This is a genomic window from Lutimaribacter marinistellae, assembly GCF_042648365.1.
GTDB lineage: Bacteria > Pseudomonadota > Alphaproteobacteria > Rhodobacterales > Rhodobacteraceae > Lutimaribacter_A > Lutimaribacter_A marinistellae.
In genome coordinates this window covers 391,033-414,736 of record NZ_JBHRXI010000016.1, presented here as the reverse complement: position 1 = coordinate 414,736, position 23,704 = coordinate 391,033, and the positions used below count along the sequence as shown (strand labels likewise).

24 protein-coding genes, 1 tRNA gene and 1 pseudogene are annotated in these 23,704 nt (G+C 63.6%); 14 read left to right on the top strand and 12 right to left on the bottom strand.

Annotation, left to right across the window (positions count from 1 at the left end):
• Position 1 precedes the first annotated feature (1 nt).
• Positions 2-1,003: a succinylglutamate desuccinylase/aspartoacylase family protein gene (locus ACFORG_RS16090; protein WP_386736538.1), complete on the bottom strand. Its 1,002-nt coding sequence runs from the start codon at positions 1,001-1,003 to the stop codon at positions 2-4.
• Between the two features lie 92 nt (positions 1,004-1,095).
• On the opposite strand from ACFORG_RS16090, the gene ACFORG_RS16085 reads away from it, so the two are divergent.
• Both ACFORG_RS16085 and ACFORG_RS16080 read left to right on the top strand, forming a co-directional pair.
• On the top strand, positions 1,096-1,428 hold the full coding sequence (locus ACFORG_RS16085) for an ArsR/SmtB family transcription factor (protein WP_386736537.1): 333 nt from the start codon (positions 1,096-1,098) through the stop codon (positions 1,426-1,428).
• A gap of 108 nt (positions 1,429-1,536) precedes the next feature.
• A pseudogene (locus tag ACFORG_RS16080) lies at positions 1,537-1,728 on the top strand (chromosome partitioning protein ParB); the annotation flags it as partial.
• Between the two features lie 441 nt (positions 1,729-2,169).
• On the opposite strand, the gene terL reads toward ACFORG_RS16080, so the two are convergent.
• Genes terL through ACFORG_RS16060 form a run of 4 tightly spaced genes read right to left on the bottom strand, consistent with a single transcriptional unit; the run spans position 2,170 to position 5,309 of the window.
• On the bottom strand, positions 2,170-3,018 hold the full coding sequence (gene terL, locus ACFORG_RS16075; RefSeq protein WP_386736536.1) for a phage terminase large subunit: 849 nt from the start codon (positions 3,016-3,018) through the stop codon (positions 2,170-2,172).
• Complete coding sequence (locus ACFORG_RS16070; RefSeq protein WP_386736535.1) at positions 3,015-3,584, bottom strand: hypothetical protein; 570 nt, start codon at positions 3,582-3,584, stop codon at positions 3,015-3,017. Before ACFORG_RS16070 ends, terL begins: the two co-directional genes overlap by 4 nt.
• Complete coding sequence (locus ACFORG_RS16065) at positions 3,574-3,999, bottom strand: DUF5681 domain-containing protein (protein WP_386736534.1); 426 nt, start codon at positions 3,997-3,999, stop codon at positions 3,574-3,576. Before ACFORG_RS16065 ends, ACFORG_RS16070 begins: the two co-directional genes overlap by 11 nt.
• Positions 3,996-5,309 (bottom strand): site-specific DNA-methyltransferase, encoded by a 1,314-nt coding sequence (locus ACFORG_RS16060; RefSeq protein ID WP_386736533.1) that lies wholly within the window; start codon positions 5,307-5,309, stop codon positions 3,996-3,998. The genes ACFORG_RS16065 and ACFORG_RS16060 overlap by 4 nt, the downstream gene beginning before the upstream one ends.
• Before the next feature lie 353 nt (positions 5,310-5,662).
• On the opposite strand from ACFORG_RS16060, the gene ACFORG_RS16055 reads away from it, so the two are divergent.
• The 4 genes from ACFORG_RS16055 (at position 5,663) to ACFORG_RS16040 (ending at position 8,347) form a co-directional block, all read left to right on the top strand.
• Positions 5,663-5,836, top strand: coding sequence for a hypothetical protein (locus tag ACFORG_RS16055; RefSeq protein WP_386736532.1), 174 nt, complete (start codon positions 5,663-5,665; stop codon positions 5,834-5,836).
• A gap of 194 nt (positions 5,837-6,030) precedes the next feature.
• A complete protein-coding gene (locus ACFORG_RS16050; protein ID WP_386736531.1) occupies positions 6,031-6,258 on the top strand; it encodes a DUF3489 domain-containing protein in 228 nt (75 codons plus the stop codon).
• Positions 6,255-6,671 carry a DUF2924 domain-containing protein gene (locus tag ACFORG_RS16045; RefSeq protein ID WP_386736530.1) on the top strand — a complete coding sequence of 139 codons (417 nt, stop codon included), beginning with the start codon at positions 6,255-6,257 and terminating at the stop codon, positions 6,669-6,671. Before ACFORG_RS16050 ends, ACFORG_RS16045 begins: the two co-directional genes overlap by 4 nt.
• Positions 6,668-8,347: a recombinase family protein gene (locus ACFORG_RS16040; RefSeq protein WP_386736529.1), complete on the top strand. Its 1,680-nt coding sequence runs from the start codon at positions 6,668-6,670 to the stop codon at positions 8,345-8,347. Before ACFORG_RS16045 ends, ACFORG_RS16040 begins: the two co-directional genes overlap by 4 nt.
• 378 nt (positions 8,348-8,725) lie before the next feature.
• On the opposite strand, the gene ACFORG_RS16035 is transcribed toward ACFORG_RS16040, so the two are convergent.
• A tRNA-Ser gene (locus ACFORG_RS16035) sits at positions 8,726-8,815 on the bottom strand.
• Positions 8,816-9,034: 219 nt separating this feature from the next.
• Between ACFORG_RS16035 and ACFORG_RS16030 the strand changes: the two genes are divergently transcribed.
• The 8 genes from ACFORG_RS16030 to ACFORG_RS15995 are packed head-to-tail and all read left to right on the top strand — an operon-like array spanning position 9,035 to position 16,101.
• Positions 9,035-9,916 carry an SPOR domain-containing protein gene (locus ACFORG_RS16030; RefSeq protein WP_386736528.1) on the top strand — a complete coding sequence of 294 codons (882 nt, stop codon included), beginning with the start codon at positions 9,035-9,037 and terminating at the stop codon, positions 9,914-9,916.
• Between the two features lie 8 nt (positions 9,917-9,924).
• Positions 9,925-11,097, top strand: coding sequence for a D-alanyl-D-alanine carboxypeptidase family protein (locus ACFORG_RS16025; protein WP_386736527.1), 1,173 nt, complete (start codon positions 9,925-9,927; stop codon positions 11,095-11,097).
• Positions 11,094-11,732: a dTMP kinase gene (tmk, locus tag ACFORG_RS16020; RefSeq protein WP_386736526.1), complete on the top strand. Its 639-nt coding sequence runs from the start codon at positions 11,094-11,096 to the stop codon at positions 11,730-11,732. Before ACFORG_RS16025 ends, tmk begins: the two co-directional genes overlap by 4 nt.
• Positions 11,729-12,850 (top strand): DNA polymerase III subunit delta', encoded by a 1,122-nt coding sequence (locus ACFORG_RS16015; protein ID WP_386736525.1) that lies wholly within the window; start codon positions 11,729-11,731, stop codon positions 12,848-12,850. The genes tmk and ACFORG_RS16015 overlap by 4 nt, the downstream gene beginning before the upstream one ends.
• Positions 12,847-13,650, top strand: coding sequence for a TatD family hydrolase (locus tag ACFORG_RS16010; protein WP_386736524.1), 804 nt, complete (start codon positions 12,847-12,849; stop codon positions 13,648-13,650). The genes ACFORG_RS16015 and ACFORG_RS16010 overlap by 4 nt, the downstream gene beginning before the upstream one ends.
• Positions 13,647-14,447 (top strand): MBL fold metallo-hydrolase, encoded by an 801-nt coding sequence (locus tag ACFORG_RS16005; protein ID WP_386736523.1) that lies wholly within the window; start codon positions 13,647-13,649, stop codon positions 14,445-14,447. Before ACFORG_RS16010 ends, ACFORG_RS16005 begins: the two co-directional genes overlap by 4 nt.
• A gap of 9 nt (positions 14,448-14,456) precedes the next feature.
• Positions 14,457-15,389: an AEC family transporter gene (locus tag ACFORG_RS16000; RefSeq protein ID WP_386736522.1), complete on the top strand. Its 933-nt coding sequence runs from the start codon at positions 14,457-14,459 to the stop codon at positions 15,387-15,389.
• Positions 15,390-15,399: 10 nt separating this feature from the next.
• Complete coding sequence (locus tag ACFORG_RS15995; protein WP_386736521.1) at positions 15,400-16,101, top strand: sirohydrochlorin chelatase; 702 nt, start codon at positions 15,400-15,402, stop codon at positions 16,099-16,101.
• A 33-nt stretch (positions 16,102-16,134) separates the two neighbouring features.
• Here ACFORG_RS15995 and ACFORG_RS15990 read toward each other — a convergent pair whose 3' ends face one another.
• From ACFORG_RS15990 to ACFORG_RS15965, 6 genes are all read right to left on the bottom strand, one after another.
• Entirely contained in the window at positions 16,135-16,917 is a 783-nt protein-coding gene (locus tag ACFORG_RS15990; RefSeq protein ID WP_386736520.1) for a crotonase/enoyl-CoA hydratase family protein, read from the bottom strand.
• On the bottom strand, positions 16,910-17,773 hold the full coding sequence (locus tag ACFORG_RS15985) for a hydroxymethylglutaryl-CoA lyase (protein WP_386736519.1): 864 nt from the start codon (positions 17,771-17,773) through the stop codon (positions 16,910-16,912). Before ACFORG_RS15985 ends, ACFORG_RS15990 begins: the two co-directional genes overlap by 8 nt.
• 79 nt (positions 17,774-17,852) lie before the next feature.
• A complete protein-coding gene (locus ACFORG_RS15980; RefSeq protein ID WP_386736518.1) occupies positions 17,853-19,784 on the bottom strand; it encodes an acetyl/propionyl/methylcrotonyl-CoA carboxylase subunit alpha in 1,932 nt (643 codons plus the stop codon).
• Between the two features lie 18 nt (positions 19,785-19,802).
• Positions 19,803-20,351, bottom strand: a complete 549-nt coding sequence (locus tag ACFORG_RS15975) for a thermonuclease family protein (RefSeq protein ID WP_386736517.1) — start codon at positions 20,349-20,351, stop codon at positions 19,803-19,805.
• Positions 20,352-20,453: 102 nt separating this feature from the next.
• On the bottom strand, positions 20,454-22,058 hold the full coding sequence (locus tag ACFORG_RS15970) for a carboxyl transferase domain-containing protein (protein WP_386736516.1): 1,605 nt from the start codon (positions 22,056-22,058) through the stop codon (positions 20,454-20,456).
• A complete protein-coding gene (locus ACFORG_RS15965) occupies positions 22,055-23,587 on the bottom strand; it encodes an AMP-binding protein (protein ID WP_386736515.1) in 1,533 nt (510 codons plus the stop codon). Before ACFORG_RS15965 ends, ACFORG_RS15970 begins: the two co-directional genes overlap by 4 nt.
• Positions 23,588-23,704: the final 117 nt, after the last annotated feature.

The following is a 23,704-nucleotide window of genomic DNA, read 5'->3' as shown; positions in this document are numbered from 1 at the left end:
TTCAGAGCGCATCCCTCGCGATCTGATAGAGCGCGTCGCCTCGCCGAACCTGCGCCATGGCCCGCATCGCCAATACGAGACCGCCATGGGGCGAGGTGACGGCGTCCGGCGCTTGCCCCGGCGTGTCGGGATGGTTGATCAGGGCCACGGTTTCGCCCTCCGCGACATCGTCGCCTATGGTCTTCAGCGGCTCGAACACGCCGGCCCCATCGGCATAGACTGATCCCAGTACATGAAGCTCGCGTGTCCCCCGGGCGGCGTCCGGGGTGTGGTCCGGCAACATCCCAAGGGCGTGCAAGATGCGGCGCAGCCCGCGCTCGGCTTGCCGCAGCACCTCCGGCGTCACGCACCCTGCGCCGCCAAGCTCGGCCATCACGTTGATCACGCCTTTGCGGTTGGCCGCGCCCATCGCCGTTCGTGCGGTGCTGCCGCGCCCACCGCCGCCGGTGAAGACCCAGGCATAGGGCAGATCGAAGGCTTCGGTCAGCTTGGCAAGCCCGACTTCTTCTTCCGGCGAATGCGGCGGTCCACGTAACAGCGTCGGAGGATAGATCAACGATGTGCCGCCCGAATGGAGATCGACGGCGTAGTCCGCCAGGGGCAGAATGACCTCTTCGTGATAATGGGCAATCATCTCGGACGGCGAACCCTTCGGGTCGCCGGGATGGAGGCGGTTGAGATTGCCATCGTCCAGAGGCGAGACACGGCAGCCGGCCTCGGCGGCCGGGAAATTCACCATCGGCAGCAGGATCAGGCGGCCACGGACGTCAGCAACGTCCAACTCGCGTGCAAGGGTCGCGACGGCGATCTGCCCTTCGTATTCGTCGCCGTGAACTCCGGCCGAAATCACGAGCGTCGGTCCGTCCCCGTTGCGAATGACTGTGATCGGAACTGGGATCCAGCCATAGGCGGATCGATGAGTGGAGTGCGGTACGCGGAGATAGCCCGCCTGCTTCCCTTCGACGTCGAAATCAACCTCGGATGTGATCAGCGTACCGGTCATTCGTCCCTCATTTCGGGTTTTTCCGAATTGACTCCGGGCTACGGGATCGTCACCCTCTGGTCAAGCTTCGATAATTCGGGCATTGACGAATTATGGATCAGGACACTGCGATAGACGCATTCGCGGCACTGGCGCATCCGACCCGGTTGTCCGTGTTCAAGCTACTCGTGCAGCACGCCCCGGACGGCGTTCCTGCGCTGACAATCGCCGAGCGGCTGGATGCGAAACCCTCGACACTCTCCGGGCACCTGTCGGTCCTCAAACGCGCGGGTTTGCTTACCAGCACACGGCATCAACGCGAGATCCGATATGCGGCCAGGCTGGAAGCCGTTAACAGCCTCGTCGGATTTCTCTTGTCGGATTGCTGCGGCGGGAAGGTCCAGAACTGCAAGGACATCCTGACCCTACTGGATGCGGAGACCTGACACCGTGAAACTGCCGATGTTCGAACACAGCTCTCTGCGTGTCAGGTCACGCATGTTGGACGCGCTGAAGAGCATCCCCACCTCGTACTAGCGTACACGCAGAAGAAACTGCGCGGCAAGAAGCTCTCGGCGGCCCGGCGTCTGATCAAACAGCGTGAGGCGCGTGGAAAGAAGATCCATCCCAAGCAATACGGGCGGGACAGCCGAAACCGGCGACCTCTAACGAGCGAAGCGTTGGTGCGCGCCTACCAGAAGGAAGCGGACCGCCAGAAGCTTCTGATCAAGAAAGCGGAACTGACGCAGGGGCGGCTGCTGTTCATCTGCCAGGCATTCCGGACCCTCCTCGAGGACGATCATTTCGTGACGCTGCTACGTGCCAAGGTCTGGAAACCATGCCCAGCTACCCGCAGGACTCGCTCGCCGAGGGGGCAGCGCCATGACCAAGAAGGTTCAGCTCGGCTTCGAGAACGACTGCGTCACGATCCCGGTCGCGGACAACCGCTCCCACACTTCCCGCCTCATCGGCGCAACGGAGATCTGAAGTCCACCCCATTCCGCATCTTCCTTAAGCTGCTCCTCAACAGAGTAGCCTTCGCCCAGCGGCATGGCGACGAATTGCCGGATCACGCCAGGTTCGATTGCGAACCCATCGAGCCACGGTTGCTCAGACCAGACCATATAATCCTGCGGATTGCGGTTCAGGGATGGTGGCGGTGCCAAAAGGATTCGAACTCGCGGTCCTCAGGCCATCATTCCGGACATTGCACCCCGCCAGGGCCTGTTCATCCAGGTGAGGAACTGGGAGAGGCTGTCGACCTGGTCGTCGTGTTTTCCGTTGGGGAAGAGGGTGACCTCGCGCCGGAACTCGGCAAGCCAAGGTGCATCTTCCGGGATGGCGACGCGCCCGCCCTCGATCATGGGCGAGACGCCGAGCAGCCGCGTGGGCTTGTCACCCTTCGGTATGATCCCGACGATGTTGAGCCGGGATCGGCGCTTCAGGTCCTGGATCAGCTGGAGGCCGGATCCGGCCTGCTCGATCAACACGGTGATCGCCCCGTGCAGTCGTGCCTGGTCCTCGATCCGCCGCCTCAGTTCCGGGAACTCGAGCCGGGCCCGGTGGACCTCCAGAAGCCAGGCATTCGGACCCCGCAGTAGCCATGTCGTGCAGACCGAATAGTCATGCGCCTCCTCGGCCCTGGACGCCGTGTCCCAGCTCTGCACGATGCGATCTCCCCGGTTTCGAAGCGGTGCCTGGTCATATGTCCGGAACCAGGCCCATTTCACGATGCCGCCTTCGAGCGGCGCCGGGCGCTGCTGGTATTGCGCCGCGAAGACATAGGAGCCCAGTTCCGCCTGCTGCTGCTCCAGCAGGTCCCGCGGCAGGCGGTCCGGGTAGAGGAGATCGCCGGGCTTGCAGCTCACCGATCCCCGCCGACCGAGGTCGATCTGCACGGGCTCTTCCGCGATCGCCGGGAGATCGAGATGCGTCCAGCCGCCCTGACGCAGGAGCATGCCCGCGAGGTCGTCGTCATGCACGCGCTGCTGGATCAGGATGATGGGACCTGTCACCGGGTCGTTGAGCCGGCTCAACAAGGTGGAGCGATACCAGTCCAGTACAGCCTTCCGCCGGGTCTCGGAGCCCGCCTCATCGGGTTTGTGCGGATCGTCCAGAAGGATGATGTCCCCGCCCGGCCGGTGAGCGTGCCGCCGACCGAGGTCGAGAAGCGGCCACCGCCTCTCGTCGTCTCGAAATCGCTCCGCGCCCCCCTGCCCCGCGCGATCCGTGTAGCGGGAAAGCAGGCCTTGTACCAGGGCGCCTCGATCACCTTCAGGCAATCGACCGCCAGCTTTTCCGACAGGCCCTCGGCATAGGAGACAGCAAGGATGCGCCGGGACGGATCCTTCCCCAGCAGCCAGGCTGGGAAGGACACCGAGGCGGCGATCGATTTCAGGGAGCGCGGCGGCATGGTGATGATCAACCGCCTGGTCTCGCCACGCTCGATGCGCTCGAGCTGATAAGCGATGGCGTCGAGCGTCCAGCTGTGTCGGTAGCGCGTAGCCGGATCCACCGTGGCGAAAGCCTGCTGGATGAAACTCGACAGGTCCGTGCGCAAGAGCGCGTTCAACAGCGCGATCCGGTCGATGTCATTGGGCATCGCCGGCCTCCCCATCGTCGGACAGACGACCGTCTGCCAGCGCCTGTGTCAGAATGGTTTCCTCGTAGCGGCGCAGGATGTCGGCTTCCTCGTCCGAAAGGCTGCGCTCGGCGGATCGGGCCTCCTTTGCGTCGGAAAGCTGTTCCGCGAGGTTGAGAAGCCTGTCCAGGGCGCGCGGATCGCCCGCCAGCGCCTTCTCGAGCAGCCTGCGCAATGCGGCCTGCTGGCTGGTCACCTTCCGGGCCTGTCCGTTCTCCTTGATCGCCACCCGGGCTTCCAGCACCTCTTCCAGGTCCGTCTGGAAGTTGCAGCTGCCTTGCTTGCGCCCCCTGGCATTCCCGGACTGCCCCTTCCTGAAGCGAGTGTGTTTCGGCGGCTTGCCATAGCCGACCTCGTAATCGTTGTCCTTGCTCATTGGCCGACCTCCTGCTTCAGGTCCTGTTCCAGGTCCGCCAGCCTGCACCCGTCGGAGGCGCGGACCGGCTCCTGTCCGGTTTCCGCGCGCCAGCGGCGCAGGGTGACATCTACATAGCCCGGATCGATCTCGAGACCGCAGGCGACGCGCCCGGCCTGCTCGGCCGCGATCAGCCTTGCTCCACCGCCCATGAAGGGATCGAGCACGAGGTCGCCGCGCCGGCTGACATCGAGGATCGCATCCTTGATCATCGCCACGGGCTTCGCCGTTGGATGCGCCTGCAACTCCTCCATGCGCCCGGGCCGGAACGTGTTCACGCCCGGATAGGTCCAGACATTCGTCCGGTTGCGCCCATACTTGCCGAGCTGGACATTGTTGCGATGGCACGCCGTCCCGTTCCGGAAGACGCAGATCAGTTCGTGCTGCGATCGGTAAAAGCTGCCCATGCCGCCATTGGTCTTGACCCAGACGCAGAGGTTGAGCCAGTCGTTGAAGACCTCCATGCCCGCGCTGTGCATGTCCGGCAGGTGGCGCCAGTCGATGCAGGCAAGCCAGATCGCGCCATCGCGGCTGTGGCGCGCTCCGAGACCGAATACCTCCGCCAGGAAGGCGGTGAACTCCACCGGGGTCATCTCGCCGGAGGCCTCGGCAAATTCCAGGTGCCGGACCCGGCCGTTGCCGCAGACATGACCCGCGATCGGAACATTGTATGGCGGATCGGTGAAGGCCATGTCCGCCTGCCTGCCCTCCATCAGCCGCTCGTAATCGGCCAAATAGCGGGCGTTGCCACAGAGAAGCCGGTGCTTGCCAAGGAGCCAGAGATCGCCTGGCTGCGAGACTCCGGGAAGATCCGGATCGGGCACGGGCGCCAGTTCAGGAGTCGGGTCGTCATCGCCCGCGGCATCGCCGATGACCAGGTCGATCTCGGCGGTCTCGAAGCCGGTGACCTCGATATCGAAGTCGAGCTCCATCTCGGAGAGATCGGCCAGTTCGGCCGCCAGCAGATCGAGGTCCCAGCCGGCTTTCTCGGCGATCTTGTTGTCAGCCAGGCGCAGGGCGCGTTTTTCCGGCTCGGTCAGATGTGTCACCCGGATGATCGGCACCTCCGCCAATCCCAGCAGCCTGGCGGCCTCTAGCCGGCCATGCCCGGCGATCAGCACGTTGTCCTCGTCGACGAGGCACGGGTTGGTGAAGCCGAACTGGCGGATGCTGTCGGCGATCTGACGGATCTGCCTGCGGTCATGGGTCCGCGCATTGCGCGGGTCGGGAACGAGATCGCCCGGGGCGATCATTGCGACAGCGGCGCTCATGGCCACCTCCTTTGGCTGAACATCACCGGGCGTCAGGCTTGGGCGATGCGCGTCAGAGACGCGTTTTCAACAAATCGAAGATGTGTCGCCCTCGCTCGCGAAGGAGCGCGGACTTGCCCTTCCGGACCTGGCAACCGGCCCTTTCCAGGGTCCGGCCAATGCCCCTTCCGGGGCGAGCCGCCATCGTGCTTTCCGGCCGATGGACTTTTGCCGGGGCCAGGGCGGCTATCCAGCCTTCCCTCCTTGCGGCCCGGCGCCTGCAAGGGGGTCAATCCCATGGCTGAAGCGTTGCGTCAGCCTCCCTTGAAACTCAAAGGAAAAGCGCAGGCAGCAGGCCCGCTACAGGAAAATTGATGCAATACCGCAACATGCAGGAGCAAAAACTCGCAAAGAGCGATAATTTCGGTGGCGAGCTGGGGCCCAAGGGGCCCGACACCGAATCACACTGGGATGAAAAACCGCCCTATCTGTCCGGTCGCACGGAAATGGCCGCGCCCCACTCACAGGACGCGGCCAGCCTTGTTTGAATGCAAATGATCAATATGCGGTACATAGATGTGGAAACCCGTCCGACCACAGAAAAAACCATTGCGCCGGAAACGACTGGACTTCCCCTGCGCGGCAAGCATCCCTGTCAGCACGCCCGATGAGTTCGGGCCCTCCTCGGTACAAGGGCACGGCAACCTGCGGCCCTTCCGGACCAGACCAGGGGAGAAAGACCATGACCAACCGCAAACAGACAAAGATCGGCAAGGTGCAGGCGATGCTGCGCCGTCCCTCGGGCGCCAGCCTCGCGGCCATCTGCAAGGCCACCGGCTGGCAGGCGCATTCCGCCCGGGCCGCGCTGAGCACGTTGCGCAAGACCGGCGCCACCATCGACCGCAGGCAGGCCGCCGACGGCAAGCCCTGCACCTACCACCTCGTCGAGGAGCCGGGAGAGCAGGCATGAGGCTGCCCCGCGACGTCAAAGACCTGGAAGATCTGGCCCGCGCCGATCTGCTGGACCTCTGGCAGGCGATCTTCGACGCCCCTGCCCCACGGATGCTGAGCCAGCCCTTCCTCCGCCGCTTCATCGCCTTCGAGATGCAGTCCCGCCGTCATGGCGGGCTGCCACGGGCAGTGACGACAGCCCTCGGGAAGGGCACAGATGCCAAGCCAAAGGCGTCCAGCCCGGCCCTCAAGCCGGGCAGGCGATTACTGCGGGAATGGAACGGCGTCACCCATGTAGTCGATGTCACCGATCAGGGCTTTGCCTGGAACGGGACAAGTTACCGGTCCCTCTCGGCCATCGCCCGCGAGATCACCGGGGCGCATTGGTCCGGCCCGCGCTTCTTCGGGCTCTCCAGCAAGCCCAGCCAATGAGCCCGCGCCGCAAGATCCGCTGCGCCATCTATACCCGCAAATCCTCCGATGACGGGCTCGACCAGGAGTTCAACTCCCTCGATGCGCAGCACGAGGCCTGCGCCGCCTATATCGCCAGCCAGCGCCACGAGGGATGGAAGGCCCTGCCGGACCGATATGACGATGGCGGCCTCTCCGGCGGCACGCTCGAGCGCCCGGCCCTGCAACGGCTCCTGGAAGAGGTGGATTCCGGTCGCGTCGATATGGTGGTGGTCTACAAGATCGACAGGCTGACCCGGTCGCTCGCAGACTTCGCAAAGCTGGTCGAGCGGCTGGAACGGGCAGACTGTTCCTTCGTCTCCGTCACGCAAGCCTTCAATACCTCTTCCTCCATGGGCCGGCTCACGCTCAACGTGCTGCTGTCCTTTGCCCAGTTCGAGCGCGAGGTGACTGCCGAACGCATCCGCGACAAGATTGCCGCCTCCAAGAAGAAGGGGCTCTGGATGGGCGGCAACCTGCCCTTGGGCTATGACCGCCACGCAGATCCGAACACCCGAACACTGGTGATAAACCCGGATGAGGCGGAGCGCGTGCGCCGCCTCTTCACGCTTTACGCCGATCTCGGCTGCCTGCGCCGGGTCACCGAGGCCGCAGCCCGGGAGCGCCTGCGTTCGAAACGCCAGATCCGTGCAAACGGAGCCGTTTCCGGGGATCTCCCGCTCTCCCGCGGACAGATCTACTACCTGCTGCGCAACCCGGTCTATCTGGGCAGGATCCGCCACAAGGAGAAGGTCTGGCCAGGACAACACCCGGCGATCATCGGTGAGGCGCTCTGGACGGATGTGCAGGACAAGCTGAGAGTCGCGGCGAGCCGATCGCGGCAACGTGGTGTGAAAGACGGTACAGCATACTCCATCCGAAACACCGCTTGGTTGACGGCAAAGCTGCGCGACGAGATCGACGACCGCCTGACCCCGACGCACACCACCCGGAACGGACGGTGGTTGCGGTATTACGTCTCCAACAGGCTGATCTCCGGGGGCAGCGATCCGTCGGGCTGGCGCTTGCCGGGGCCCGCGCTGGAACAAGCGGCCACGGACATCACCCTTCAGCATCTCGAGGCGGCAGCCGAACAGCAGCGGGTCCTGGAAAGACCAGATGCGACGAGCGGCTCCGCGGTAGCCAGGTCCATGCAGGCCTTCGTCAAGGAACTGCGTCGGGACGGAAACACCTCGATTGCGCAGCTGATCGAAGCGGGCACCGTCTCGCCCGGCCAGATCGAGCTCGACCTGTACCCCGGCGTCCTCGCCGAGGCGCTTGGTGTGACAACCTCAGACATCGCGCCCTCGATTCTGCGGATCTCCGCGCCCTTCGACCTGCGCCGGCGCGGGGTCGAGGCAAAGATCATTGTCGGAACCCGCGCGCGGCAACCGGATCCGCATCTCCGCAGCATGTTGATCCGTGCCCATGGCTGGGCCGACGAGCTGAAATCCAGCACCCAGCTCTCCGATATCGCGCACCGGGAAAACGTGCCCGGATCCTTCATTCGCAACCGCACCCAGCTGGCCTTCCTTTCACCGAAAATCCAGGCTGCCATCCTCGACGGCAGCCAGCCGCCGGAGCTCTCGCTCAAGCGCCTGGTCAGCGTCACCCCGCCCCTCGACTGGACCGAGCAGGAGCGGATGTTCGGCTTCTGAGGACCAGCGCTCTCCCCAATCGCGAGTGCAGGAAGAACACTCCCTGCTCCGGCCGGAACATTCCCTGCTCCACCGCCATGGTTTCCCTGTTTTTGGGCTCAGGGAATTTGCCTTTAGGCACCTGTATTTCCTGACACAATCATCCCCGGATTGGCCGAGAGATCCTCGAAACGATCGAAATTCCCTGCAGAGTCCCTGCTTTCCGGGAAATCCGGACCCAAAGCGCACCCGCCAATAACCGTCTCTGAAACAGCCGCAGATCTTGGTCGGGAATTGGGAGCTACGCTCGGTCTCGTTCTGAAAACCCTGCAGACAAACCACGGGAATTCCGACATAATTCAGCCACGGAAAACAAAAATGAACAGAGACACAGGTGGGTGGCGGGGAGACAGGGATTCGAACCCTGGGATGGCTCTCACCATCAACGGTTTTCAAGACCGCCGCATTCGACCACTCTGCCACCTCCCCGTCGCGGGAAATCTCTAAGCTCTCATCCGGCCGGACACAACCCCTGCTTCTATTACCCGCGGGGTGAAATCTTGCCGAGGCCCGCCCTGCAGGCTTTCCATGCCTGACTCCTCAAGTTATGATCCGCGCAACGGGGCGAAGGCCCCGCCGAGAGGCAACGACCGGTCAACCGGCATGAAGGTCGCGACAGGACCTTCTTTCAGGCAAGGGGCATGCAGAATGGATCGAGCGACCGCGAAACGCAAATCGCCATTGGCGCTTGCCGCGCTACTTTTGTCGGCCGGCGTTCTGGCCGGATGCGAGGAAGGGGCGAACATGCCTTTCTTGCAGACCAAGGATGAGACCGGCGGCGCCGAAGCGACGCAGAGCACACGTCTGGTCGAACGTGACGTCGAGGCACCAGAGGTGTTCGAGGTATCCGAAGCCGGGCTTTGGGACGGTCGCCCATCCCTTGGCGGTGTCTGGGTGGCCCATCCGGATGCCGTCGATCCGGAACGGGTGATCATTCGGAACACCACGAACAACAAATTCGTCATTGGCGCGCTCTTCCGGCGTGAACGAGAAATTCCCGGACCGCGGATCCAGGCGTCGTCGGATGCCGCGGCAGCGCTTGGGATGCTGGCCGGTGCGCCCGTGCAGCTTCAGGTAACGGCCCTCCGCCGCGAGGAGATAGAGGAAGCCGAACCTGAGGCCGAAGCCCTTGATGCCGAACCGGCTCGGGCGCTGGATGCCGGAGAGATCGAGGAAAGCGCGCTCGCCCCCGTTGCAGGCGCCGAAGCGGCTATCGAGGCCAGCGAACAGGCCTCACCTGCGCCCGTCGCGGCCGCCCCCGCGCCGCAACCCACGAACACGCCAAAGGCGTCTTCGCTCGACAAACCCTATATCCAGATCGGCATTTTCAGCGTCGAGAAAAACGCCGATCGGACCGCTAACCAGATGCGCAGCGCCGGCATGGTACCGACGGTTCGCGAGGAAACGATCAACGGCAAGACCTTCTGGCGCGTAGTTGTCGGCCCCGCCCAAAACAAGTCGGAACGCTCTGCCCTGCTGCGCAAGGTTCAGGGGATCGGATTTTCCGACGCCTATGCCGTGAAGAACTGACAAGGAGGATGAAGCCAGTGTGGTCTTCGCTTCGAACCATTGCATTCATCTTGGGGCTGGCTTTGACGGCTTGGCCCGCGTCCGCTTATGATACCGCGGCGAAGTCCGCCATCGTCATTGATCAGGGCACCGGTACCGTGCTGCTGTCCAAGAACGCGGACGATCCGCTTCCACCTGCGTCGATGTCCAAGCTGATGACGCTCTACATGCTGTTCGACGCACTCCGCGATGGCCGTGTCGGCCTGCAGGAAGAGTTCACCGTGTCTTCCAACGCGAAGGGCATGGGCGGCTCGACGATGTTCCTTAACGAGTTGGATCGCCCAACCGCCGAGGAGTTGATACAGGGTATCATCGTTTCGTCCGGCAACGATGCCACCGTCGTCGTTGCCGAGGGACTGGCAGGAACCGAGGAGGCCTTTGCCCGGCAGATGACCGAGGTCGCAAAGCAGCTGGGTATGGAAAACTCGACCTTTGCAAACGCCTCTGGCTGGCCACATCCCTACCAGCGGATGAGCATGCGCGATCTTGCGATCCTGACCCAGCACCTGATCGAGGAATTCCCCGAGTTCTATGGCTACTTTGCGCAAGAGGAATTCGACTACAAGGGCCGCTCGCCGGCCAACAGGTTCAACCGCAACCCCCTTCTCGGGCTTGGCATCGGCGCGGACGGTCTCAAGACCGGCCACACGGAAGAGGCCGGGTACGGCCTCGTCGGCTCGGCAAAACAGGGCGACCGCAGGGTGATCTTCGTCATTTCCGGTCTGCCCAGCCAGGCCGCGCGATCACAGGAGGCGGCGGCGATCGTGAACTGGTCCTTTCGCCACTTCGTCGAGAAAACCGTCGCCGACGCCGAAACCCCCGTCGCGCAGGCCGACGTCTGGATGGGAGCAAAACAATCGGTAGGTCTGGTACCTGCTGAAGACGTGAATATCCTGTTGCCGGCCCTCAATGACAGCTCTGTCGAGGCCGAGATCGTTTATAACGGCCCAATCAACGCCCCGGTGGCCGAGGGACAGGAAATCGCTGAACTCGTTCTCAAGCCCGAGGGCCTGCCCGAACTGCGCCGCCCCCTTGTTGCCGCAGAGGAGGTGCCACTTGGCGGCTTTGTTGTACGGGTGAAAACGGCGGCGAGCATCCTGCTCGAACAGCTCATCAACGGGCCTGCAACGAGCGCGATGTGACCGGCGAAGGACTGTTTCTGACCTTCGAGGGGATCGACGGCTCGGGCAAATCGACCCAGGCCCGGATACTTGCCGACACTTTACAGTCGGACGGGTACGACGTGATCCTGACACGCGAACCCGGCGGCTCTCCAGGTGCTGAGGAGATCCGCCGTCTCGTGCTGGAGGGCGACCCTGATCGCTGGTCCGCCGAAACGGAGATCCTGCTTTTTACAGCCGCCCGGCGCGATCATCTTGAAAGAACCATCGCGCCAGCGCTTGCCGCCGGCAAGGTCGTTATCTGTGATCGTTTCGCTGACAGCACGCGCATGTATCAGGGGCTGTCGCGTGGTGATCTGCGGCGTCTGGTTGACCAGCTTCACAGCCTCATGATAGGACGCGAACCCGACCTGACCCTGCTGATCGACATGGATCCCGAGACCGGGTTATCGCGCGCCAAGGGACGACAGACCGCCGAGGAGCGGTTCGAGGATTTTGGCCCCGACCTGCAGCGCCGCATGCGCGCCGGTTTTATAGACCTTGCGCGCGAGCATGCAGACAGGTTCCGTGTGATAGACGGCAATCGCGATGTCGAAATCGTGGCCAAGGATGTGGCCGCCATCGCACGGGCCGCCCTGTCGAAAGGTGGAAGATGAGCGACGATGTCCCGACGCCCGACAAGGTCGAGGGCGCGCCGCATCCACGGGAAACGGCAATGCTTTATGGTCAAGGTGCCGCCGAACGGGCGTTCCTGACCGCGTTCGCGTCGGACCGGTTGCATCACGCGTGGTTGTTGACCGGCCCGCGCGGGGTCGGCAAGGCGACGCTGGCTTGGCGCATCGCGCGTTTTCTTCTGGCAACGCCGCCAAGCGCCGATGACGGTCTTTTCGGTGCGCCGCCACCACCCCAGTCGCTCGACATCGATCCCGAACATCCCGTTGCGCGCCGCATGCTGGCCGGTGCTGAGCCGGGGCTTGCCGCTGTCACGCGCACCGTGAACGAAAAGGGACGCTTGCGCGACGAGATCGTGGTGGATGATATCCGTCGTCTGGGGCGTTTTTTCGGTCTGTCCGCTGCCGATGGCGGGCGGCGCGTGGTCATCGTCGACAGCGCCGACGAAATGAACGTGTCCGCCGCAAACGCCTTGCTGAAAATGCTCGAGGAGCCGCCCGCGCGGACCACGATCCTTTTGATCTCTCACCAACCCTCCCGGCTCTTGCCGACGATCCGCTCGCGCTGCCGCGCATTGCGCCTGTCCGCGCTCGGTCCGGGGGATCTGCAAGACGCGCTTGCCCAGACCGGGTGCGAGATCCCGGGCGATCCGACTCACCTGGCCGCGCTTGCCGCAGGTTCGGTTGGCGACGCGATCCGCCTGACAACACTCGGCGGCCTCGGCATGTACTCCGAACTCGTGGGTATCCTTGCCTCCCTGCCCCGGCTCGACCGGCAACGTGCACTGAAACTGGCAGAGGGGGCGACCGGACGAGGAATGGCCGAACGGTTCGATCTTACCCTGATGCTCTTCGATATCCTGCTCGCAAGGCTGGCGCGCACCGGTGCGGCGGGCCAGCCGCCCCAGCCCGAGGCGGCGCCGGGCGAAGCGGAAACCCTCTTACGCCTGTCTCCCGACCAGGCTGCAGCCAAACGCTGGGCCGAGGAAGCGGCGACCATCACCGGCCGCATGCGACACGGTCAGGCGGTCAACCTTGACCCCGCTGCACTGGTCCTAGATACGGTGTTCAGGATCGAGCAAACCGCCGGGCAGAGGACATGAGCGAACCGCACATCACCGACAGCCACTGCCACCTAGACTTCCCTGATTTCGATGGTGAACGTGACGCCCTGATCACCCGCGCCGCCGAGGCAGGCGTGCACCGAATGGTGACAATCTGCACCCGGTTGCGGAACGAACCCTCGGTACGATCGATCGCCGAGACTTATGCTCCGGTGTTCTACGCCGCCGGAACTCATCCGATGAGCGCGGCCGAAGAGCCGATGGCGACGGTCGACGAGTTGCTGGCCCTCACGCGGCACCCCAAGATGGTCGGCATTGGTGAGACCGGTCTTGACTACCACTACACCGCCGAGAGCGCCGAGGTGCAGAAGCAGTCGCTTCGCATTCATATCGAGACCGCCCAGCGCAGCGGACTGCCTCTCATCATCCACGCGCGTGCTGCGGATGACGACATGGCACGCATCCTGACCGAAGAATTTCGCAACGCGCCCTATTCCTGTGTGATGCACTGCTTCTCGTCAGGTGCCGAACTGGCGCGCGCCGCGCTCGATCTGGGGTTCTACCTGTCGATGTCCGGCATTGCCGCCTTTCCGAAAAGCCAGGAATTGCGCGACATCTTCGCCGCAGCTCCCGTCGATCGAATCCTCGTCGAAACGGATGCGCCGTACCTTGCGCCACCCCCCTATCGCGGCAAGCGCAATGAACCGGCCTATAGCGCCCACACCGCGCGCAAGGGCGCAGAGGTTTTCGGAATGGACTACGCCGAATTTGCGGCCCAAACCGAATTGAATTTCGAACGGCTATTTTCGAAAGCCGCGGCGTACAAGGCGGCAGCATGAGCGGTGAATTGCGTTTTACCATCCTTGGCTGTGGCTCCTCGGGTGGCGTGCCACGCCTTGGCGGACAATGGGGCGATTGCGACCCGCAAAACCCGCGCAACCTGCGCCGCCGGTGTTCCATGCTCGTGGAGCGCGATGGCCCCGAGGGAACAACCACGGTCCTGATCGACACGACGCCGGACATGCGAAGCCAACTGCTCGATTCCGGGACGGGTCGTCTGGACGCAGTTGTCTACACCCATTCGCATGCCGATCATGTCCACGGCATCGACGATCTGCGCATGATCGTGTTCAACATGCGCAAGCGTGTTCCCGTATGGGCCGACGGCGACACTCAGAACGCGCTGCTTTCCCGTTTCGGCTATGCATTCATCCAGCCTGAAGAGTCGCCCTATCCACCGATCCTCGACCTGCACACGATTAACGGCCCTTTCGAAGTAGACGGACCTGGCGGGCCGATCTCCTTCCGTCCGTTCCGGGTAAACCACGGCTCCATAGACTCTCTCGGGTTCCGGATCGGCGATCTTGCCTACCTGCCTGACGTTGCCGAGATCTATGACGACGCGTGGGAGGAGTTGAACGGCCTTGACTGTTTCATTGTCGATGCGCTGCGTCGCAGCCCGCACCCGACCCATGCCCATCTCGACAAGACACTGGGATGGATCGAGCAGGTAGCCCCGCGTCGGGCGGTCCTGACCAACATGCATATCGACCTCGATTACGCGACACTCGAGGCCGAAACGCCTGACCATATCGCCCCGGCCCATGACGGCATGGTGATCCGTTATGCGCTTTAGGCTGCGCCGATGTTCCAAAGCCTGATCGACGTTGTCCTGCCGGTGTTCCTCGTGATCGGCGCAGGCTACACGGCGACGCTGGCGGGGTATTTCAAACCCGGTCATATCGACGGGCTGATGCGCTTCACGCAGAATTTTGCGATCCCGTGCCTGCTCTTCAATGCAATCGCATCTCTGGACCTGTCGGCAAGTTTCGATCCGCGCCTTCTGGCCAGTTTCTACACCGGTGCGGGCCTGTGCTTTATCGTGGGTCTGTTCGGCGCGCGCATTCTGTTCAACCGCGATTGGGAGGATTCCGTCGCAATCGGGTTCTGCTGCCTTTTCTCGAACTCGGTGCTGCTTGGCCTCGCAATCACCGAACGGGCTTATGGACCAGACAGCCTGACCGGCAACTATGCGATCATCGCCTTCCACTCGCCCTTTTGTTACGGGATCGGCATCACCGTCATGGAGATCGTCCGCAATCGCGGCAAAGGCGGCGGACGGATGGTCGGATCGGTCCTCAAGGCGATGTTCCAGAACGCCCTGATCATCGGGATCGGCCTGGGCTTTCTCGTGAACATCTCGGGCTTTGCGCTTCCGAACGTCGTCGACGACGCGCTGGGTCTGATCATTCGCGCAGCCCTGCCCGGCGCGCTCTTCGCGCTTGGCGGGGTTCTCGTGCAGTATCGACCGGAGGGAGACTTGCGAACCATCGCGTTCGTCTGTTGCGTCTCTCTCCTGCTTCACCCGGCACTTGTGTGGGCTTTCGGCACCGTTTCGAAACTGCCGCAGGACCTGTTCCGCTCGGCAGTGGTGAATTCGGCCATGGCACCCGGCTTCAACGCGTATATCTTCGCCAACATGTATGGCCGTGCGCGCAGGGTTGCAGCCTCATCCGTCCTGATCGCGACGGGGGCCTCGATCCTCACCGTCTGGATGTGGCTGACGCTGCTTGGATAAGGAGATCGCAATGCCCGAGCTTTTGATCGTCGCCCATGGCCAACCTTCTGACCCGGACCCCGCCGAAGCCGCGCTGGCGCGCTTTGCCGCGCGTGTTCAGAACGAAACCTCGGATTTAACGATCCGTTCCGCCACCCTGGCTGCGCCCGGTCGGCTGGAAGCAGCTGTCGCCGCCTTGCCGGAAAAGGCAGCGATCTATCCGCTCTTCATGGCCAAAGGCTGGTTCGTGACGTCCGCCCTGCCCGCCCGCCTCAACGGTCGCGCAATACCCGTTCTCGACCCTCTCGGTGTCGACCCTGACTTGCCGGACTTGACGGCCGATCACCTGCGCACGGTAATCGCCGACCGGAACCAGTCACCAGCTGAAACGCCGATCGTGTTGGCCGCTCATGGATCGGGCCGGAGCCGGAATCCCGCACGTGTCGCCAACGATTTCGCGCTGGCCCTTTCAGGAAAACTCGGCGCGCCTGCGCTGCGCGTGGGCTTCGTCGAAGAACAGCCTTCGATCGAGGAAGCCGCACAAGGGCTCGATACGACCGCGATCTGCCTGCCCTTCTTCGCGCTCCTCGGCGGTCATACGATCGACGACGTGCCAAGGGCGCTGGACGCAGCCGGGTTCACCGGACTGCGCATGCCGGTTTTGGGTGAGCTGCCTCCTGTGCCGGCACTCATCGCGCGCCGGGGCGAAGCCTGTTTCCACACCGCCACCTAAGGCTGTGCCTCCAAAGTTCCGCCGACCTGAGGCTCAGCGCATCCAAGCAGCTTTGCGCTTCTCGAAAAAGGCACCGATACCCTCGGCAGCTTCTCCCGTCTCCCACCGGTCCACGAGGGCGCGAATGGTTCCGTCGATCGCGGCATCATCGACCCGCGGGCCCAAGTCGCGCACCAATGCTTTTGATGTGGCCACCGCGCCCGGTGCACAGGACAGGTAGGGCACGACCTCGGCCTCGACTGCTGCTTCCAGTTCTTCGGCAGGAACGGCGCGCGCCAACAGACCCAGTTCAACTGCTTCCTCGGCACCAAAAAGACGCGCGGAAAAGAACACCCGGCGCGCGCGCGCCTCGCCCATCCGGGCCACTACATACGGCCCGATGGTGGCAGGTATCAGCCCCAACCGGGTCTCCGTCAGCCCCATCTTGAGCGTATCGACGCCAATTGCCACATCGCAGACCGACGCCATGCCGACCCCGCCTCCGAACGCATTGCCCTGCAACGCGCCGATCAGGGGCTTGGGCAGCGTGTTGAGCGCCTGCAACATCTCGGCGAGTTTGCGCGCCTCGGCAAACCGCGTCTCGGGATCCGCCGCCATCTGCTGCTGCATCCAGGCCAGATCACCACCGGCACAGAAGCTTTTACCCGCGCCAGTCAGGACAACGACACGCACGGCATCGTCAGCACCCAGCCTTTGCGCCGCCTGCGTCAGCTCGGCGATCATCTGCGCTGACAGCGCATTGTGCTTCTCGACCCGGTTCAACACCAGCCGCGCCACGCCGCGATCATCTACCGAAAGGTCCAGCGTCTCATACATTGACATTTCCTCGCATCGCGCGCGCCATCTGCGCCGCCTCGTCCAGAACCCCGAGATCCAGACCGGTCTCGTATCCCAACCGCTCGAGATGTGCGGCTACAGCCTCGGTCGCGACATTGCCCGCAGCGCCGGGCGCGTAGGGGCACCCGCCCAGACCGCCGACAGCCGCATCAAACACCCGCACCCCGAGCGAAAGCGAGGCGTCGATATTGGCGATCGCCCGCCCACCGGTGTCGTGGTAGTGACCGGCAAGCCGCGTGACGGGCACGACCTCGCGCACAGCCATCAACATGCGTGCGATCTTGTCAGGCGTGCCTTGGCCCACCGTGTCCCCCAGCGAAATCTCGTAACAGCCCAGCGAGAACAGCCGGTCAGCAACCTCGGCAACCTTCTCGGGCGGAGTCGGCCCGTCATAGGGACAGTCCGTCACGCAAGAGACATAGCCACGCACCGGAAGGTCGATGTGGCGCGCCGCCTCGAGAATCGGAACGAAACGCTTGATGCTCTCTTCGATGGTCGCGTTGATGTTTGCTTTCGAAAACCCTTCGGATGCCGACGCGAATACCGCGATTTCATCCGCATGCGCCGCCAGCGCATCCTCGTACCCGCGCATGTTCGGTGTCAGCGCGGCATACCGTACCTTTTCGGCACGGGTGATCCCCGCCAGCACTTCGGCCGAGCCGGCCATCTGCGGAACCCATTTCGGCGAAACGAAGCTTGCCACCTCGATCCGGCTGAACCCCGCGCGGCTCAGGCAATCGACCAGAGCGACCTTTTCCGCGACGGGGATCTCGCGCTTTTCGTTTTGCAGCCCATCACGTGGGCCAACCTCGAAAATCTCGACTCGTTCGGTCATGCCCGCGCCTTTCGTGCTTGAACTCGTGTCAGATACGGATGCCACGAACGCTGCCACGCGTACCCGGCCGGGGCAAGGGTCATGCCTCTTCCAGACGCACCAGCGCCGCCCCTGCCTCTACCTGCGTACCGGCCTCGCACAGCACCTCGGCGACCACCCCGTCCCGAGCGGCGAGAAGCGAATGCTCCATCTTCATCGCCTCGAGAACGGCAAGACGATCACCCTCCTGAACCGCCTGCCCTGCCTTGGCATAGACCGCCTTGACCAACCCGGGCATCGGCGCCTCGATCACGTTGCCATCTCCGATGGCACCTGCGGCACGCTCCAGCGGGTCAACCACATCGAACGCCAGACCATACTGGTCAAAGACCGTAACGACGGAACCGGCACGCGCGACCGGCGGCATCGGCTGGCCGTCAATCTGCCATGCGGCGCCCACGCGCTCGGCAACGGCCTCGTCACCGTCTATCGTCCAGCGTTGGCGATCCGCTCCGTCTACCTGCACGTCGGCGGTCAACACCTCTCCTTGCCACGACAACGAAACCGACCGGTGCAAGGACGCCCACAGGGTGAAACCGGTATCCCAATCGCTCTCCGTCAGACCCAGCGCAACCATGGCCGCGGCAGCCTTGTGCCGTGTCTCGGGTGCGGGGGCACGCAAAAGGCTGTCGATATCGCGACCGATCAGTCCCGTGTCGACATCGCCGGCGAAAAAGCCCTCGTGCCGTGCCAACGCCCCGAGGAAGGCAAGGTTGGTCACCGTCCCCGCAACCTGCGTCTGTTCCAGCGCACGGGCCAGGGAGGCGAGCGCCACGGCGCGGGTCGGACCGTGCACGATCACCTTGGCAATCATCGGATCGTACCACGGGCTGATCGTGTCACCGGCGCGCACTCCGCTATCGGCACGGGCTTGCGCGGGAAACTCTAGATGCGTGAGCGTCCCGGTCGCCGGCAAGAAGCCCTTGGGCACATCCTCGGCATATAGCCGTGCTTCGAACGCGTGTCCGGTGATGGTCAGGTCTTCCTGCCGCTTGGGCAGGGTTTCCCCTGCCGCCACGCGCAGCTGCCACTCGACCAGATCGACACCCGTGATCGCTTCGGTCACCGGGTGTTCGACCTGCAGACGCGTGTTCATCTCCATGAAATAGAACCGATCCGGCCGCAGCCCTTCCGAGGCGTCGACAATGAATTCGACGGTCCCGGCCCCCTTGTAACCGATGGCCTCGGCAGCGCGCACGCCCGCTTGTCCCATGGCCTCGCGCATCTCGGGCGTCATGCCGGGTGCGGGTGCTTCTTCGATCACCTTCTGGTGCCGCCGCTGGAGCGAGCAGTCCCGCTCGAACAGATGCACGGCGTGGGTCCCGTCGCCAAAGATCTGAACCTCGATATGGCGTGGCTTGGACACGAATTTCTCGACCAGCACCGCATCATTGCCAAAGGCGGTCTTGGCCTCGCCCCGCGCGCTTTCGAGGGCGGTCGCAAAGTCGGATGGCTTCTCGACCAGACGCATTCCCTTGCCGCCGCCACCCGCGACCGCCTTGATAAGCACCGGGTAGCCGATCGTATCCGCGGCCCCCGACAGGTGTTCGGGGTCCTGATTGTCGCCGTGATAGCCCGGAACGACCGGCACACCGGCCTCTTCCATCAGGGCCTTGGCCGCGTCCTTGAGGCCCATCTTGCGGATCGCGTCGGCAGACGGCCCGACAAAGGTCAGGCCGGCAGCCTCTACAGCCTCCACGAAACCCGGGTTCTCGGACAGAAAGCCATAGCCCGGGTGAATGGCCTGGGCGCCGGTGCGTTTCGCGGCGTCGATGATCACATCGCCCTTGAGGTAGCTTTCCGCCGGAGCGGCCCCGCCGATATGCACGGCCTCGTCTGCCATCGCGACATGCTTGGCCGCTGCATCGGCGTCGGAATAGACGGCAACGGTCTTCACGCCCATAGCGCGGGCCGTTTCCATCACGCGGCAGGCGATCTCGCCGCGGTTGGCAATCAGGATCTTATCGAACATGTGCAGCCTCTCCTCGGGTCAGCCGCACCATCCCTTCCGCGTTCCGCCGGAATATGGCCGGGCAAGCCCCTTTTCGATCATTTTGGCGGATACGGGAAAACCGTCCACCCAGAGTTTCGCAAGGGCGCGGTCGTAGCGATCCGTTCCCTGTTTGACGATCGCAACTTCGCCTGCCTGCAGGAGCATGTAGCGAAGCGCCCAGGTCGCCTTTGTTCCCTGCACGAATTCCTGTGCACATTTCGGGCTGAAGACCTCCGGTGTATCGAACCCCGTCAGCCGGGCCCGTTCCAGACCCTTTGCCGGACACCAGATGCGCACCGTGTCGCCGTCCACGACCGAAACCACCCTGCAACTGCTTGGTTCGGGCCGCTGTACGACCGCGATGGCCGCATCGGGCAGCAGTTGCAACGCCATGAGCAACACGGCGGATACGAACACCACCCGCTTCAGGTAGACCGCCGGATCGGCAACGCGCCTCCGGCGCCGCCCAAATGTGGAGAGGCCCATGTCGAACTTGCGCTCGCGGCGATAGTCGCGGCTGAAGGGGATGATCCTGCGATTGCGCATGACCGAAGCCTATGTGGCAGCCCGTTCGTTCGCATGGCGGAACCGTGTCAAACTCTGGGCCACTCGGATCAATGATGAACCCTTTCACAGACATGTGCGCGCTCACATCCGGAACACGCCGAAACGCGTGTCCTCGATAGGAGCGTTCAGCGCGGCACTCAGGCTCAGGGCCAGCACGTCGCGGCTCTTGCGTGGGTCGATCACCCCATCGTCCCACAGCCGGGCAGAGGCATAGAGCGGGTGCGACTGGTGCGCGAACATCTCGAGCGTGGGGCGCTTGAACTCGGCCTCTTCTTCGGCCGACCAGGTGCCGCCTGTGCGCTCGATGCCGTCGCGCTTGACCGTCGCCAGAACGCCGGCTGCCTGCTCTCCCCCCATGACCGAGATCCGGCTGTTGGGCCATGTCCACAGGAAGCGCGGGGAATAGGCCCGCCCGGCCATGCCGTAATTGCCCGCACCGAAAGAGCCGCCGACCAACATGGTAACTTTCGGCACCTTGGTCGTGGCCACTGCGGTCACCATCTTGGCGCCGTGTCGCGCGATCCCCTCGTTTTCATAGCGGCGGCCGACCATGAAGCCGGTGATGTTCTGGAGGAACACAAGCGGTATCTTACGCTGGCTGCACAGTTCGACGAAATGCGCGCCCTTGGCCGCAGATTCCGAAAACAGCACACCGTTGTTGGCGATGATCCCGATCGGACAGCCTTTGAGATGCGCAAAACCGGTCACGAGCGTCTCGCCAAAGCGCGGTTTGAACTCGTCAAAGCGCGACCCGTCCACCAGCCTCGCGATCACTTCGCGAATGTCATAGGGCGTGCGAAGGTCCGCCGGAACGACGCCGAGGATCTCGTCTGGGTCATATGCCGGCTCTTCAGGCGATTGCCAGTCTACGGTCTGCGGCTTGCGGCGGTTGAGCGAGCGGACGGCACGGCGTGCCAGCGCAAGCGCGTGGGCGTCATCCTCGGCCAAGTAATCTGCCACGCCGGAAAGCCGCGTATGAACGTCGCCGCCTCCCAGATCCTCGGCACTCACCACCTCGCCGGTCGCTGCCTTAACCAAGGGCGGGCCGGCAAGAAAGATCGTGCCCTGTTCCTTGACGATGATCGTCACATCGGACATGGCCGGGACATAAGCACCGCCTGCGGTACAGGACCCCATCACCACGGCGATCTGCGGAATTCCCTTGGCTGACATGTTCGCCTGGTTGAAGAAGATCCGACCGAAATGGTCACGGTCCGGGAACACTTCGTCCTGGTTCGGCAGGTTCGCCCCGCCCGAGTCCACGAGGTAGATGCAAGGCAGGTTGTTCTGCTCCGCAATTTCTTGGGCCCGCAGGTGTTTCTTGACCGTCATCGGGTAATACGTGCCGCCCTTCACGGTGGCGTCGTTGCAGACCACCATCACTTCCTGCCCCTCGACCCGGCCGATCCCGGCGATGACACCGGCACAGGGCGCAGCGCCACCGTACATGTCATGGGCAGCAGTCGCGCCGATTTCCAGGAATGGCGAACCGGGGTCGAGCAGGTTCGCAACCCGTCGGCGCGGCAGCATCTTGCCACGGCTTTCATGGCGCGCGCGCGATTTTTCCCCGCCGCCCTGGCGGGCTGCTTCGGCGGCCTCGGATATCTGCGCCAGCGCGTCGAGATGGGCGGCGCGGTTTTCCCTGAACGCCTCGGATGCGGGCATGGCCTTGGACGACAGCTTCACTTTTGGGCCTCCTGTTCTGCCGCGGCGCGGCGCTTCAATTCCTTGCGGATCACCTTGCCGGTAACGGTCATCGGCAGCTCGCCAAGAAAGGTTATTTCCCTTGGGTAAGAGTAGCTTGCGAGGCGCTCCTTCACCCATGACTGAAGTTCGGACTCCGTGACCCCGGATCCAGGTTTGCGGACCACATAGGCCTTGACGATCTCTGTCCTGAGCGGGTCGGGCTTGCCGACGACGCCGACCGTGGCCACCGCCGGGTGGGTCATCAGGCAGTCTTCGATCTCTGCCGGGCCGATGCGGTAGCCGGCCGAGGTTATCACGTCATCCTCACGCCCGACGAAGCGCAGGTAATCGCCTTCCCATTTTCCGCGATCGCCGGTGACAAGCCAGTCTTCGCGGAACTTCGCGGCAGTGGCTTCGGGATTGTTCCAATATTCCAGCATCATGGAGGCCGAACCTCGACGAATAGCAACATCGCCCTCATCAGTCGTAGAGATGCCGTTGGCATCGATCACCGCCACTTCGTGTCCTGGAACCGGTTTCCCGATGCAGCCGGGCTGAACCGGGAAATCCACCGCGCAGGACGAGACGGTCATGTTGCATTCCGTCTGGCCGTAGAATTCGTTGATCGTCAGTCCGAATGCCTCGCGCCCCCAAGCCAGCATTTCAGCGCCCAGGGGCTCGCCCCCGCTTGCTACCGAACGCAAGCCCGGAATTTTCTGCCCGGCCGCCTTCAGCATGCGCAGCGCGGTCGGCGGGAAAAATACGTTCCGTACACCGCCGTCGGCCACGACCTGAGCCGCCGCTTCGGGGGTAAACTTGTCCAGCCGTGCAGCAACCACGGGTATCCCCAGCATCAGCCCCGGCATCAGCACATCGAACAACCCGCCGATCCAGGCCCAATCCGCGGGCGTCCACAGGCAATCGCCCTCGCGCAGGTGATCGTGGCTGATTGAAACGCCCGGCAGATGCCCGGTCAATACGCGATGCCCGTGCAGTGCCCCTTTGGGTTTGCCCGTGGTGCCCGAGGTATAGATCAGGATCGCCGGATCATCTGGCCCTGTTTCGGCATAGCCGACCTGCTCGCCCTCCAAGCCGCAATCAGACGCTATGAGCGGTCGCGCCAGATCGCCCAGTTGCGCGGCCCCCTTGATATCGGTCAACACCAGGGTCAGCCCCGCGTCGTCGATCCGGCTGGCAAGGGCGTCATGCTTGAACAATTTGAACAGCGGAACCGAAATCGCGCCGATCTTCCAGATCGCAAGGTGGGAGGCCGCACACCAGGGTGACTGGCTCAGCAAGACGCCGACGCGGTCGCCGGGACGCACGTCCTGCAACAACCGACGCGCGATGGTGTCCGTCATCCTTGCCAGTTCACCATAGCTGACCTCGCGTCGGTCACCGCCGTTCAGATCGATGATGGCCGTCGCTCCGGCCGGGTGCGAAAGGCAATCGCGCGCCATGTTCAACCGCGCGGGCAAATTCCAGCTCTTCGCCTGCGTCAAACCGGGTATGCGAGCAGCGAAAGCCACCTTCACACCCACCCACAAGCAATTGAAATCAAGGGATAAGAAGTGCAGCCAAGGAACGCTCGGAAGAAGTCCATTTGATCGAGATCAGTGCGCGTCCCGCCGATGTTCGATTTGCTC

What these genes read in the sequence shown, in the direction of transcription:
- ACFORG_RS16090 (WP_386736538.1), bottom strand. Translation starts at nt 1,003, where the DNA reads ATGACCGGTACGCTGATCACATCCGAGGTTGATTTCGACGTCGAAGGG.
- ACFORG_RS16085 (WP_386736537.1), top strand. Translation starts at nt 1,096, where the DNA reads ATGGATCAGGACACTGCGATAGACGCATTCGCGGCACTGGCGCATCCG.
- ACFORG_RS16070 (WP_386736535.1), bottom strand. Translation starts at nt 3,584, where the DNA reads ATGCCCAATGACATCGACCGGATCGCGCTGTTGAACGCGCTCTTGCGC.
- ACFORG_RS16065 (WP_386736534.1), bottom strand. Translation starts at nt 3,999, where the DNA reads ATGAGCAAGGACAACGATTACGAGGTCGGCTATGGCAAGCCGCCGAAA.
- ACFORG_RS16060 (WP_386736533.1), bottom strand. Translation starts at nt 5,309, where the DNA reads ATGAGCGCCGCTGTCGCAATGATCGCCCCGGGCGATCTCGTTCCCGAC.
- ACFORG_RS16055 (WP_386736532.1), top strand. Translation starts at nt 5,663, where the DNA reads ATGCAATACCGCAACATGCAGGAGCAAAAACTCGCAAAGAGCGATAAT.
- ACFORG_RS16050 (WP_386736531.1), top strand. Translation starts at nt 6,031, where the DNA reads ATGACCAACCGCAAACAGACAAAGATCGGCAAGGTGCAGGCGATGCTG.
- ACFORG_RS16045 (WP_386736530.1), top strand. Translation starts at nt 6,255, where the DNA reads ATGAGGCTGCCCCGCGACGTCAAAGACCTGGAAGATCTGGCCCGCGCC.
- ACFORG_RS16040 (WP_386736529.1), top strand. Translation starts at nt 6,668, where the DNA reads ATGAGCCCGCGCCGCAAGATCCGCTGCGCCATCTATACCCGCAAATCC.
- ACFORG_RS16030 (WP_386736528.1), top strand. Translation starts at nt 9,035, where the DNA reads ATGGATCGAGCGACCGCGAAACGCAAATCGCCATTGGCGCTTGCCGCG.
- ACFORG_RS16025 (WP_386736527.1), top strand. Translation starts at nt 9,925, where the DNA reads ATGAAGCCAGTGTGGTCTTCGCTTCGAACCATTGCATTCATCTTGGGG.
- ACFORG_RS16015 (WP_386736525.1), top strand. Translation starts at nt 11,729, where the DNA reads ATGAGCGACGATGTCCCGACGCCCGACAAGGTCGAGGGCGCGCCGCAT.
- ACFORG_RS16010 (WP_386736524.1), top strand. Translation starts at nt 12,847, where the DNA reads ATGAGCGAACCGCACATCACCGACAGCCACTGCCACCTAGACTTCCCT.
- ACFORG_RS16005 (WP_386736523.1), top strand. Translation starts at nt 13,647, where the DNA reads ATGAGCGGTGAATTGCGTTTTACCATCCTTGGCTGTGGCTCCTCGGGT.
- ACFORG_RS16000 (WP_386736522.1), top strand. Translation starts at nt 14,457, where the DNA reads ATGTTCCAAAGCCTGATCGACGTTGTCCTGCCGGTGTTCCTCGTGATC.
- ACFORG_RS15995 (WP_386736521.1), top strand. Translation starts at nt 15,400, where the DNA reads ATGCCCGAGCTTTTGATCGTCGCCCATGGCCAACCTTCTGACCCGGAC.
- ACFORG_RS15990 (WP_386736520.1), bottom strand. Translation starts at nt 16,917, where the DNA reads ATGTATGAGACGCTGGACCTTTCGGTAGATGATCGCGGCGTGGCGCGG.
- ACFORG_RS15985 (WP_386736519.1), bottom strand. Translation starts at nt 17,773, where the DNA reads ATGACCGAACGAGTCGAGATTTTCGAGGTTGGCCCACGTGATGGGCTG.
- ACFORG_RS15980 (WP_386736518.1), bottom strand. Translation starts at nt 19,784, where the DNA reads ATGTTCGATAAGATCCTGATTGCCAACCGCGGCGAGATCGCCTGCCGC.
- ACFORG_RS15975 (WP_386736517.1), bottom strand. Translation starts at nt 20,351, where the DNA reads ATGCGCAATCGCAGGATCATCCCCTTCAGCCGCGACTATCGCCGCGAG.